Below are 12087 nucleotides of genomic sequence, written 5' to 3'. Positions count from 1 at the left end.
GCGCTGCCTCAGCACACCAGCACGAACTGGCTGAGGAAAATACCGAAGCCCAGCATCCACAGTGCCAGCATCGCCGGGATGCTGGCGATGCGCAGCAGCCAGCGTGGGCGCCGCTGCGCATGGCGGGTGGTGCGGAAGATCAACAGCATCAACACCACGCCGCCAATCACGAACAGCGCGAATATCGCCCAGCCCAGCAGCCAGAACGCGGTGGATTTTTCGCCGGATTCCTGCGGGCACTGGGTCATGGCCAGCGCCAGCGGCGATGCCGCGTAAAGGGCAGCGGCGAGCAGGGACCGGGTCACTCCCGGTGCAGCAGATGGCATGTGGACGATTCCCCTGATGGATGCGTCAGAGGTCGATCCTGCCACAACTTGTGGTCAGAGCCCCAATACGCCGGGATTCATCCGCCCGTGCGGATCGCACAAGTGCTTGATGTCACGCAGCAGGCGCGCGGGTGCATCGTCCATTTCGGACAGGAACGGATAGGTGCGGCCAATCTGGTTGGATGCGCCGCCCATCTGCGCGAACAAGGCGCAGGTCTGCTGCCGCAACTGCGCGACCAAGGCGCGTGCGTCCGGGTTGTCACTCCCCGGTGTGAGCATCTGCAAGCGTGCCGGTGGCAGTGCGGCAGCATGCAGGGGCTGCCAGCTGTCCTGCCAATGGAACACCGCTTCGAAACTGAAGCTGTAGTTGCACAGCGCCGAGCAGAGATAGGTGACCCGCACACCGCATCGTTCGATGGCGGTGCTGTGTGCTGCGATCAATTGCTGATGCGCGCGGATCAGCGCTGATGCGCGTGAATGCGCCACCTTCACATTCAACGCTGCCCAGCGGCTGCCATTGGCACCGAGCACCGCATCGAGGCCGGGGAAGGGATCGGCGCGGGCAATGCGCGGCACGGTCGCAGCGATATCAATACCGCCATGCTGATGTGCCAGCGCCCGCGCGCAGGCCAGATCATGTGCAACCGCAGCGGCGCAGTTACCAGCCGCCACCAGGTGCAGGCTGAAGGCGTTGTCGGGAATCAGCTGGCGCCCGGCCTTGACCATGCCCATGAGCGCCCTGTATCTGCCACGCAGGCCGGATGCGCTGTTGAACACCTGCCGCAGTGCTCGCAACGCAGCACGCAGGCTGCGGTCACGCTCGGCATTGGCGGCCACCGCACCGGCATCGAGTACATAGGCTTCCTCGGCCAGACCAGCGCGGGCAACCGCTGACAACGCAAGTGCAGCAGCCTCGAAATCAGCGAACGCGAACGAGGCATAGTCGCTATGCGCGGGCAGTGGAATCAAACGGAAAGCAGCGCGGGTCTTGATGCCGAAGGCGCCACCGTCATGCATGAACAAGCCGGTGGTGTCGGGGCCGAAATTGCGGAATACCGGCTCCGCGTCCGCCTTCAACGCCCATTGCCCGGTGCGCAGCAGGGTGCCATCGGCGCTGACTACTTCAACGCCGAGCACGTTGTCGGCAGCGGCGCCATAACGCGCGCTGCCGAAGAACAGCGCGCCATGGCTGAGCCCACCGCCGATGCTGGCACCTGCGCCGGAGAAGGTGCCGAAGTAGGGCAGGCGCAGGCCCAGCGGCGTCAGTGCGTCGTACAGCTGCTTCCAGGTAACGCCTGCCTGCGCCACCACGTACATGTCTTCGGCGCTGATGTGCTCGATGCGATTCAACGCGGAAAGATCGACCAGCACGCTGCCGGCGTCTTCGCATAGATAGCCGCCGGTATAACTCAGGCCGCCGCCACGCGCGACCACCGACAGACCGGCGGCAGTTATCCGTGCGACCGCCTGCGCCAGCGTCGCGCTGCCGCCGGGACGGATCACCGCCAATGGCAGCGGCCCGCTGCTGTACAGATCACCTGCCATCAGCTGCAGGGTGGTGGCATCGCACAGCACGGCGGCCTCACCCAGCACGGCGCGCAGATATGCCAGCAGCGCGCTGTGGTCGCTGAGGCTCATGTTGGCTTGAGCACGCTGACAACGACGATCGCGGCGATGAACAGCCACAGCACGCCCAGCACCGAAGTTGACTTCACATAGGTGCGGCGGATGATGGCGTTGGTGGCGTCGCTCGGGCCTTCCTGCGCCATCACTTTCCAGGTGCGGAAGTGACTGATCAGGGCCAGGCGGATGCCGACGCCCGATGCCATCACGCCGGCATACAGCGCCAGCTTCAGGCGCAGCCACAGTGGCATCTCCCAGCTGCCGCCGAGCAAGCCGGTGGCCAGCGCGACCAGCAGGGCCATGAAGACATAGCGCGAGCCGCGATCAATCGCGCCCAGGGTGGCGCCGATGCGGCTGTGGCGCAGCCGATGCACAGCTTCGACAAACCCCAGCCACAGCACGCACAGCAGGCCGGCGATGCTGGCGGTGGTTTCAGCGCCGGGGATCAGGCCGTACAGCGCGGCCAGCGAGAAGCCCAAGCCAGCCTGCAGCACCAGCGCGTAGCGCACGTGCTGGTCCACGTGCATCACGTGCTCCATCAGCCGGTTGCGCTCGGCGAAGGGGATGTGGCTGCCGTAGGAGACATAGCGGTAGGTGCTGTTGATCACCAGCTCCGAGCCCAGCCAATAGCCGAGCACGGTGATATGCGCCACCAGCAGGATCTGCAGCAGCATCTCAGTGCTCCACCACGGTATAACTGCTCAGTTCGTAGGCGGTCTGCATGTAACCGGTGACGGTGGCGCGCAACACGATGTAGTGCTCGTCGGCGGTCACCCACAGATCGTAGTCGGGGTGTTCTTCCGGCATGCCGACATCGAGGATGCGGAAGTGGCGGGCCTTGAAGCGGCCGGCGATCACCTCGATTTCTTCCTCGCCCACGTACTCGATGGCCAGCTGCACCGGGAAGATCATCGGCCCGGTGGCGCCGCGGTGATCCGGCGAGGACAGCAGCATGAAGAAGCTCTGCTTGCCGGGCCCCTGCGACAGGTCATACAAGGACATCGCATAGGCATCATTGATGATGGCGTGGTTGCCGAAGGCCAGCAGCGGTGACTGCAATGGAAAGCGCTGCGAGACCCGGCCTTCGACCGTGGTGTTGGATTCGCACTGTGCTTCGGTCGGGCTGAAGTTGAACCAGCCCGAGCCACGGAACTGGCCGCCCACGGCAATGCGTACGAAGCACTCGCGCGGCAGGTTGTCCGCATCCACGCGCAGGTTGACGTCGCGTACCACTGGCGGCGCATCGTCGATCTCGCAATGTGCGGCCAGCACCCGCGAACCATCGCGGTGCACGTCGAGCTGGAAGTTCTCGCGGCCGCGCTCGGCGCCCTGGCGGTGACTCTGGTTGCTGGTGTACTGGATGGTGCCGCTGATGGAACGGGCGATGCCGGTCATGCCATGGTCTCCTCGGGAAGCGGGTCGATCTGCAGGATGCTCACCGGCACGTGGTCCGGATCGTAGACGATCATTTCGCGGTACAGGCCAGCCGGCGAACGCGTGCTGGCCACCCGCTTGGGATAGGCCAGCGGTGGTGTCAGGAAACGATGGCCGCCCGCGCTGAGCGCGGCGTGCAGCGCATCAAATCGATCGGTGGACAGCACCAGTGCGCTCTGCCCATGCGCCGGTTTGCCCAGTGGCGGGCTGAGCGCCGCAAGCGGTGTCTGGCTGATTTCGAATAGGCCGACGATGACCGGCGCATCCGCGTCGGCCGCCAGCAGCGCGATGCGCATGCGGCAGGCCGGCAGCTGCAGCAGGCCGCCGGCCATTGCGCCTTCCAGGGTCTTTTCCTCGACCACCATCAGGCCCAGTGCATCGCGATAGAACCCGAGCGATGCCTCCAGGTCACGACAGAACACGGTGAAGCGTTCGAACTGAAGTTTCATGCCAATCCTCGTTGCTGCGCAGGGCAGCAACGGCAGCGGTATCCGCAGCCGCACTGCCACGGAGAGAAAATCAGGGGGCCGACAGGTACTCGATCAGCGCCTGCCGACGTGCCGGGTCCGGCACCGCGATGACCATGCGCGTGCCTGGCACAAGCTTCGATGGCGCAGTGAGATAGGCATCCAGTTGCTTGGCATCCCAGGTGATGTCACTGGCTTTCAGCGCCGACGAATAGGCGAAGCCAGGATTGCTGCCGGCCTTGCGCCCGACCAGGTTGTGCAGGTTGGGACCCATGCGCTGTGGCGCAGCAGCATCGCGGCTGTGGCAGGCCGTGCACATGGCGAAGGCCTGTTCGCCACTGATCGCGGGCGCAGCGGGGGCAGCTTCTGGTGCAGCAGCGGCCGCTGCTGCCGGTGCAGTTGCCTGGCTTGCAGCAGGCACCGTGGCAGCGACTGGGGCGGGTTCGGCCTGCTTGCTGCAGCCCACGACAAGCAGGGCGGCGGCGAGTATCAACAAAGAGCGCATGACAAGTCCTGGTGGGGGATCAGAAGGGTTTGACCACGCCGAGGAAGGCGGTGGCCAGCAACATCAGGTAGACCACCCACACCCAGATCCGGGTGCGGTTCATGGTGCGCAGCAGCGGCAGTTCGGTGGCATCGCTGCTGCCCTGCTTGATCAGTGCGCCCAGTTGCGCGCCGACCGGCTTGAAGCTGACATCGATCATGATGGCGGCGGCGAATATCACGCCGAACATCAGCGCCTTGCTGGCCAGCCAGGCCGGCGCCAGCGGCGCGCCGTGCAGCAGCGAGGCCAGCCCCAGCCACAGGTAGAACAGCGCCAGCAGCCAGCGCAGCACCGATTCGATGCGGCGATCGCGCGCGGCGCGTGGGCTCTGGTCATGACGATGCGCATCCCACACCAGCCACAGCCAGAACCCACCGATAAGCCAGGCCAACAGCAAGCCCCAGCCCGGCAGCGTCCAGTAACCGCCGACATGCACCACGCTCAGACTGACCGGCACCATCAGCGCCCACGCGCTGCGCGGCACCATGTCCACTTCCACCAGCAGCTTCAGCAGTGCGATGCGTTGCTCAAGCGAATAGGCGTGGCGACGACGGAAGTGCTGGCCGAGCAGGAACACGCCGACGTCGGCGCCCAGCCACAGCACGAACAGCAGCAGGTGTGCATATACCAGGATTGGATACTGCAGTGCAGCCACGTCCCGTCCTTCGCCCGCGAAGCGGGTAGCCATATTTGTCCGGACAAACAAATATCAGAAAGGACGCGGGAAGAAAAGCTGCAAGGTGGCATTGTGTGTGAGGCAATCTCCCTCGCTGCGGATGCGGTCAGCACAATCGCGGGGCCTGCCTGCGACGCTTCTTCATCGTGAGATAGCCTGTACAGGTGCATCATCGCCTTGGCATAGGCATCTTCCACGCAACAGGAGCGCTCCGTCATGATTCCGCAAGCCCATTTCGATCTGACCGGCAAAGTGGCCATCGTTACCGGTGGTGGCAATGGCATTGGCCGCGCCAGTTCCCTGATGTTGGCCGCCTATGGTGCGGCCGTGGCCATCGCCGACCTGAAGCTGGCCGCCGCTGAAAAAGTGGCGGCGGAAATCACCGCCGCTGGCGGCAAGGCCTTGGCGCTGGAATGCAATGTGCTCAAGGACGAGGATCTGGTGCGTGTGGTGGAACGCACCGCCAGCGAACTGGGCGGCATCCACATCCTGGTGAACAACGCCGGTGGCGGTGGTGCCGGCCGCGAGAGCCCGTACAAGATCACACTGGAGCAGTTCGAGCGGCCCTTCCAGATCAATGTGTTCAGCGCCTGGCGCTTGTCGCAGCTGTGCGCGCCGCACATGGAAAAGGGTGGCTACGGTTCCATCATCAACATGTCGTCGATGAGTTCGATCAATAAGAGCCAGGCAATCAGCGCTTATGCGGCGTCCAAGGCGGCGATCAACCACATGACCGCGAACCTGGCGCATGACTATGGTCCGGCCGGAATCCGCGTCAATGCGGTGGGCCCGGGAGCGGTGCGTACCGATGCGCTGGCGACCGTGCTTACGCCGGAGATCGAGCAGCGCATGCTGTCGCATACGCCGATCAAGCGCCTGGGTGAAGCGAACGATATCGCCGGTGCGGTGCTGTACTTCGCCGCGCCGATATCCAACTGGGTCAGCGGCCAGACCCTGTTCGTCAATGGCGGTGGCGTGCAGACGCTGGATTGATCGGCGGCTTAGTCCGGCAGCGAGGACAGGTATTCGATCACGGCCTGGCGGCGCGCCGGGTCGGCGGTGGCATTGACCATCTTGCTGCCGGGTACCAGCTTGGCCGGTGATTTGATGAAGGCGTCCAGGGTCTGCGCATCCCAGACGATGCCGCTGGCCTTCATCGCATCGGAATAGTTGTAGCCCGGTGCGGTGCCGGCCTTGCGGCCGATCACGCCATGCAGGTTGGGGCCGACGCGATGGCCGAGCTCGGCGCGGGTGTCGTGGCAGCCGGCGCAGATGGCGAAGGCGCGTTGTAGTTCGCGCTGGTGCGGGTCGGCGCTGGCGCTGTGGTTGAAGGCGTCGCGCTGGCCGCAGGCGGTGAGTGCCAGGCAGGCGAGGGCGATCAAGGGCAGACGGGACATTGCTGACTCATTGCGTTGGCGGCCGAGGTTGTACGGCGCTGGCAATGATGGCCGGTGCTGGGCGGGGAAAGCAAAGGGGGGCTGGGTGCAGGCTGAGCTTTTGAAGAGGCTTGGAGCAAAGGCAGGAGCAGGAGCGGAAGTCGGAGCAAAGGCCCCCTCATCCGCCCTTCGGGCACCTTCTCCCGCATGCGGGAGAAGGGATGCTTCACATATTTCCTCGGCGTTGGGCCCGAGGCTCCGGCTGGATTTCGCCGAGCCCGACGAAGCCAGCAATGCCGGCTCTCACATCATATTGCCGGAGCAGCCCCTCTCCCGTTTACGGGAGAGGGGTAGGGGTGAGGGCAGCTCTTAGGCCTTTGTCCTTCAGGATTTTCAGCTTTCTAGCTTTCTAGCTTTCTAGCTTTCAGCTTCAACGCACCGACCCCAACAACCTCATTTCTTCGCAGCGAACTTCTTGTCCAGACTCTGCTCGAACGTGTGATACCCGATCCGCTCATACAGCTCCTCACGGGTCTGCATGGTCTCCACCACGTTGCGCTGGTGGCCGTCGCGGCGGATCGCGGTGTACACGTTCTCCGCCGCCTTGTTCATCGCGCGGAACGCAGACAGCGGGTAGATGCACATTGCCACGCCCACCGAACCCAGCTCCTCGGTGGAGAACAGCGGCGTCTGCCCGAACTCGGTCAGGTTGGCCAGTACCGGTACCTTCACCGCGTCGACAAAACGCTTGTAGGTTTCAAGGTCATACGAAGCTTCGGCAAAGATGCCGTCAGCGCCGGCTTCCACGCAGGCCAGCGAGCGCTCGATGGCGGCATCCACGCCTTCCATCTGGATGGCGTCGGTACGTGCGATCAGGAAGAAATCCGGATCGGTCTTGGCATCGGCCGCGGCCTTTACCCGGTCCACCATCTCGCCCAGCGACACGATTTCCTTGTTCGGGCGGTGGCCGCAACGCTTGGCACCAACCTGGTCTTCGATATGGCAGGCGGCCGCACCGGCCTTGATCAGCGACTTCACCGTGCGCGCGATGTTGAACGCGCTCGGGCCGAAGCCGGTGTCGATGTCCGACAGCAGCGGCAGGTCGCAGACGTCGGTGATGCGGCGGATGTCGGTGAGCACGTCGTCCATGGTGTTGATGCCCAGGTCCGGCAGGCCCAGCGAGCCGGCGGCGACGCCACCGCCGGACAGGTAGACCGCACGGAAACCGGCCCGCTTGGCCAGCAACGCGTGATTGGCGTTGATGGCGCCCGGGATCTGCAGCGGGCTCTCTTCCTTCAGCGCCGCGCGGAAGCGGGCACCTGGACTGACAATGCTCATCGAAACTCCTGTGGTTGGTTGGCGATGCTTACATCGCCGGGTAGTTCGGACCGCCGCCGCCCTGTGGGGTTACCCACACGATGTTCTGGGTCGGGTCCTTGATGTCGCAGGTCTTGCAGTGCACGCAGTTCTGCGCGTTGATCTGCAGGCGGGTATCGCTGCCTTCACCGACGAATTCGTATACGCCGGCCGGGCAGTAACGGGCCTCCGGGCCGGCATAGGTAGCCAGGTTGACCTTGACCGGAATGCTGGCGTCCTTCAGCGTCAGATGGCTGGGCTGGTCTTCCTCGTGGTTGGTCGAGGACAGGAACACCGAGCTCAAACGATCGAACGTCAGCACGTTGTCCGGCTTGGGATAGACGATCTTCGGCTGGCTGGCGGCCGGTTCCAGGCACTCGTGGTCGGCCTTGGTGCGGTGGATGGTCCACGGCGCATTGCGAATGCCCAGCTTGGGCAGCAGCCACTGCTCGATGCCGGTCATCAGCGTGGCAAGGGTGCGGCCCTTCTTGAACCACTGCTTGAAGTTCTTGGACTGCAGCAGCTCGGTCTTGAGCCAGCTGTTCTCGAACGCTTCCGGATAGGCGCTCAGCTCATCGCGCGAGCGGCCGGCGGCCAGTGCATCGAACGCGGCCTCGGCGGCCAGCATGCCGGTCTTGATCGCGGCGTGGCTGCCCTTGATGCGGCTGACGTTGAGGTAGCCGGCTTCGCAGCCGACCAGCGCGCCGCCCGGGAACACGGTCTTGGGCAGCGACAGGATGCCGCCGGCGGTGATCGCGCGTGCACCGTAGGCGATGCGCTTGCCGCCTTCCAGGTGCTTGCGGATGGCCGGGTGGGTCTTGAAGCGCTGGAATTCCTCGAACGGGCTCAGCCACGGGTTCTTGTAGTCCAGGCCGACCACATAGCCGATCGAAACCTTGCCGCCATCGGCGTGGTACAGGAAGGCGCCGCCGTAGGTGTCGTTGTCCAGCGGCCAGCCAGCGGCGTGCACCACCAGGCCCGGCTCGTGCTTGGCCGGGTCGATCTGCCACAGTTCCTTGATGCCGATGCCGTAGGACTGCGGGTCCTTGCCGGCGTCGAGCTTGAACCTGCTGATCAGCTGGCGGCCCAGATGGCCGCGCGAGCCTTCGGCGAAGATCGTGTACTTGGCATGCAGTTCCATGCCGCGCTCGTAGTTCGGGCCCTGCGTGCCGTCCTTGTGGATGCCCATGTCGCCGGTGGCCACGCCCATCACCGCGCCGGCCTCGTCGTACAGCACTTCGGCAGCGGCAAAGCCCGGGAAGATCGACACTTCCATCGCCTCGGCCTGCTGCGCCAGCCAACGGCTCACTTCGCCCAGGCTGACGATGTAGTTGCCATCGTTGTGGAAGCACTCGGGCAGCAATGCGTGCGGAGTGGCCTTGGCGGTGGTTTCGTCCAGGAACAGGAACTCGTCGCGGGTGACGGCCTGCTTCAGCGGCGCACCGCGTTCTTTCCAGTCCGGGAACAGTTCATTGAGCGCGCGCGGGTCCATGATCGCGCCGGACAGGATGTGCGCGCCCGGCTCGGAGCCTTTTTCCAATACGCACACCGACAGCTCCTGGCCCTTCTCCACGGCCAGCTGGCGCAGGCGGATGGCGGTGGCCAGGCCGGCAGGGCCGGCGCCGACGATGACGACGTCAAATTCCATCGCTTCGCGCGGCGGCAGGGCGGTGTTGGCTTCAGTGTTCATGCAAGGGCTCTTGGGTAAAGGCCGGCGCGTTTGTGGCGACGACGGTTGCCTGGAACCGCCGCCTCAACGTGAGGCGGCGATGATCTGCGAAGGCGCAGCATTCCAGATCAGCCCTGCGCGGTCGGCCAGATGGGCGAACACGCGTTCCAGGTGCTTGATGCGGTGCGGCTGGCCCATCACCCACGGATGGATGTTGAGCGCGAGCAGGCGACCCTGTCCGCTGCGCTGCGCTTCCTCAAGCAGGAAATCGCAGGCATCGACCATCTGGTCCGCATACTCGGCCTCGGCATGCAGATTTTCGCCGACGATGAAGCGATCTTCCAATTCCAGTGACAATGGCAGGGCGGTCAGCGGGCCGTTGGCGGTCTGGAACAGGTACGGCAGCTCGTCGTTGATCCAGTCGCCAAACCATTGCAGACCGGCCTGTTGCAGCAGTTCCGGGGTGTTCTGCGACTGCGAGCGGGCCGGTGACAGCCAGCCCTGGATCGGGCCGTCCGAATAAGGGGCCAGCGCGGCCAAACTGCGCTGGATGTATTCAGTTTCGCGCGCCGGGTCCAGCCCGCCGTAGTGCACGCTGTCCATGTTCCAGCCATGTGCCACCAGCTCGGCGCTGCGCGCCTTGAGCCGTCGCAGCAGGGCCGGGTAGCGCTCGGCCAGCTCGCCATTGACGGCGGTGCTGGCGCGCAGACCGTACTTTTCCAGCGCATCCAGTACGCGGAACACGCCGACCCGGTTGCCATAGTCGCGCAGGGTGTAATGGCGCAGGTCCGGGTAGGGCATGACCATCGAACCGTGCGGCTTGAAGCCCTCACCCTTGGGGTTGAGGGGGAAGTGCTCCAGGCTCAGGTTGATCCATACCGCCAGCGGCTTGTTGTCCGGCCAGCGCACGGGCGGACGTTCGGCCAGCATCGACCAGCTGTAGCGGTCGTGGTCCATGCCGTGGCGCAGGTGCGGGTATTCCAGGAAGCTGCGATCCAGGCTCATGCCGCGTCCTCCGCGTTGATCGCCGCCATCGAGGCCAGCGCGTCGTCGTAGTGGTTGTCCAGGTAATGCTGGGCGATCTCGCGGCCGGTCGCCTTCCACACCTTGTCGTGGCTGCAGATGTAGTCCATCGCGTCGTGGAACGCCGCCAGCCGGTGCGGGTGGCTGACCTGGTAGGCATGCAGCGGCACGCACATCACCGTGCCGGAGTTCTCGCCTTCGGCATACAGGCGGTCGAAGGCGTCCTTGATCATCTGCCCGTAGCGGCGCGGCTCGATCTTGTTGGTGACGTAGACGATGGTGTCGTTGAGCTCCAGCGAGTACGGCACCGACACGAAGCGCTTGCCCGAGCGGGTTTTCACCGGCGTCGGCTGGTCGTCATGGAACAGGTCGCAGGTATACAGGCCACCGGCTTCGGCAAACAGGTCGATGGTGGCATCGGAATGCGACAGCGCCGGCGCCAGGTAGCCGGCGCAGTGCTGGCCGGTGTGCTCGGCAATCAGCGCCATCGAATGCTCGATCATCTCCCGCTCCTGCGCCTCGTCCAGGCCGTAGGTGTAGCGGGTGTTGTAGATGCCGTGGCTGAAGAATTCCCAGTTGCGCTCGGCCGCCATCTGGATCACTTCCGGGTGGTGCTTGAGCATGGCGGTGGACAGCGACACCGAGCCACGCAGGCCGTACTGGTCCATCACCCGCATCATCCGCTGGTGGCCGACGCGGTTGCCGTAGTCGCGGGTGCCGTAGCCCTGGATGTCGGGCAGCGGGCGCGGCCACGGCTTGCGCTGCGGGTTGGCCGGCGGTGCGTACTCGTAGAACTCGATGTTGGGCGCGATCCACAAGGCCACACGCGCACCGCCCGGCCACTGGATCTTCGGCCGGCTGTCGTAGGGCCAGTAATCAAACAGGCCCGGGTCGGACTTCGGCGCGCCGTTCATGCGCGCAGTGCCTGCAGCTGCGCGGCCACGTGCTCGACCGATTCCACGTCGCCGTACTTGAGCATGATGTCGCTGAGGTTGGCGAAGTGTGGGATCTCGTGCTTGTCGGCCACGCACTCTTCCGGAACGATGCTGCGGTAGCCGCGCGACAGGCTGTCGATCACGCAGGCGCGGATGCAGCCGGAGGTGGAGCCGCCGGTGATGATCAGCGTGTCGATCTTGTGGAAGGTGAGCAGCGACCACAGGTTGGTTTCGAAGAACGGGCTGGCCATGCGCTTGTGCATGACGATGTCGCCCGGCTGCACGTCGGCACGCGGGTCGAACTGGGCGCGCTCGGAGCCGTGCTTGATGTTTTGCAGCGAGTCCGGCGTATTGGTGCGTGTGCCCCAGGTACCGGCGTCCTCGCCCGATTCCAGGTAGGCCACATAGGTCCACACCACCGGCAGGCCGAGCGCGCGCACCTGCGCCGACAGCGCATTGATGTGTTCGATCTGGCGCGGGTCGGTTTCATACGCAGTCTTGAACGCGGCCAGGTCGGTGTAGGCGCGCTGCACATCGATGTTGACGATGGCCGGGCGTGCGCCGAAGCCGAACTTGGCGCGGTTCGGGTTGGCCTTGACCTGCTCCCAGTACTGGCGGGCAGTGAGGTTGGACGTTTCCATCACGGGCATGGGGTCTC

At 64.9% G+C, this 12087-nt stretch carries 14 protein-coding genes; 1 reads left to right on the top strand and 13 read right to left on the bottom strand.

Features of this window, described 5'->3' with window-relative positions; genetic code table 11:
* Positions 1-8: 8 nt before the first annotated feature.
* The 7 genes from BCV67_RS08810 to BCV67_RS08780 form a co-directional block, all read right to left on the bottom strand.
* Positions 9-305: a resistance to Congo red protein gene (locus tag BCV67_RS08810; protein WP_062171107.1), complete on the bottom strand. Its 297-nt coding sequence runs from the start codon at positions 303-305 to the stop codon at positions 9-11.
* Between the two features lie 75 nt (positions 306-380).
* A complete protein-coding gene (locus BCV67_RS08805; protein ID WP_062171110.1) occupies positions 381-1964 on the bottom strand; it encodes an FAD-binding oxidoreductase in 1584 nt (527 codons plus the stop codon).
* Positions 1961-2623, bottom strand: a complete 663-nt coding sequence (locus BCV67_RS08800; RefSeq protein ID WP_062171111.1) for a hypothetical protein — start codon at positions 2621-2623, stop codon at positions 1961-1963. Before BCV67_RS08800 ends, BCV67_RS08805 begins: the two co-directional genes overlap by 4 nt.
* A gap of 1 nt (position 2624) precedes the next feature.
* Entirely contained in the window at positions 2625-3344 is a 720-nt protein-coding gene (locus tag BCV67_RS08795; RefSeq protein ID WP_062171114.1) for a hypothetical protein, read from the bottom strand.
* The gene (locus tag BCV67_RS08790; RefSeq protein ID WP_062171115.1) at positions 3341-3832 is read right to left on the bottom strand and encodes a VOC family protein; all 492 of its coding nucleotides are present in this window, start codon (positions 3830-3832) and stop codon (positions 3341-3343) included. Before BCV67_RS08790 ends, BCV67_RS08795 begins: the two co-directional genes overlap by 4 nt.
* Positions 3833-3902: 70 nt before the next feature.
* A complete protein-coding gene (locus BCV67_RS08785; protein ID WP_065868092.1) occupies positions 3903-4355 on the bottom strand; it encodes a c-type cytochrome in 453 nt (150 codons plus the stop codon).
* Positions 4356-4374: 19 nt separating this feature from the next.
* On the bottom strand, positions 4375-5049 hold the full coding sequence (locus BCV67_RS08780) for a hypothetical protein (RefSeq protein WP_197430041.1): 675 nt from the start codon (positions 5047-5049) through the stop codon (positions 4375-4377).
* Positions 5050-5286: 237 nt separating this feature from the next.
* Here BCV67_RS08780 and BCV67_RS08775 point away from each other — a divergent pair, with 237 nt between their 5' ends.
* Entirely contained in the window at positions 5287-6063 is a 777-nt protein-coding gene (locus BCV67_RS08775; protein ID WP_062171120.1) for a glucose 1-dehydrogenase, read from the top strand.
* 8 nt (positions 6064-6071) lie between these two features.
* Here the strand turns inward: BCV67_RS08775 and BCV67_RS08770 are convergent, their stop codons facing one another.
* From BCV67_RS08770 to BCV67_RS08745, 6 genes are all read right to left on the bottom strand, one after another.
* A complete protein-coding gene (locus BCV67_RS08770; RefSeq protein ID WP_062171122.1) occupies positions 6072-6467 on the bottom strand; it encodes a c-type cytochrome in 396 nt (131 codons plus the stop codon).
* Positions 6468-6899: 432 nt separating this feature from the next.
* The gene (gene prpB, locus BCV67_RS08765) at positions 6900-7784 is read right to left on the bottom strand and encodes a methylisocitrate lyase (protein WP_062171124.1); all 885 of its coding nucleotides are present in this window, start codon (positions 7782-7784) and stop codon (positions 6900-6902) included.
* Positions 7785-7812: 28 nt separating this feature from the next.
* Positions 7813-9492 (bottom strand): electron transfer flavoprotein-ubiquinone oxidoreductase, encoded by a 1680-nt coding sequence (locus tag BCV67_RS08760; protein ID WP_062171126.1) that lies wholly within the window; start codon positions 9490-9492, stop codon positions 7813-7815.
* Positions 9493-9555: 63 nt separating this feature from the next.
* Positions 9556-10476: a polysaccharide deacetylase family protein gene (locus BCV67_RS08755; RefSeq protein ID WP_062171128.1), complete on the bottom strand. Its 921-nt coding sequence runs from the start codon at positions 10474-10476 to the stop codon at positions 9556-9558.
* Positions 10473-11408: a polysaccharide deacetylase family protein gene (locus tag BCV67_RS08750; protein WP_062171130.1), complete on the bottom strand. Its 936-nt coding sequence runs from the start codon at positions 11406-11408 to the stop codon at positions 10473-10475. The genes BCV67_RS08755 and BCV67_RS08750 overlap by 4 nt, the downstream gene beginning before the upstream one ends.
* Positions 11405-12079 carry an isochorismatase family protein gene (locus BCV67_RS08745; RefSeq protein ID WP_062171132.1) on the bottom strand — a complete coding sequence of 225 codons (675 nt, stop codon included), beginning with the start codon at positions 12077-12079 and terminating at the stop codon, positions 11405-11407. Before BCV67_RS08745 ends, BCV67_RS08750 begins: the two co-directional genes overlap by 4 nt.
* Positions 12080-12087: the final 8 nt, after the last annotated feature.

It is taken from the genome of Stenotrophomonas nitritireducens (assembly GCF_001700965.1).
Lineage (GTDB): Bacteria > Pseudomonadota > Gammaproteobacteria > Xanthomonadales > Xanthomonadaceae > Stenotrophomonas > Stenotrophomonas nitritireducens_A.
The sequence above is the reverse complement of the archived record's forward strand: the minus strand, read 5'-3'. Positions and strand labels throughout refer to the sequence as shown.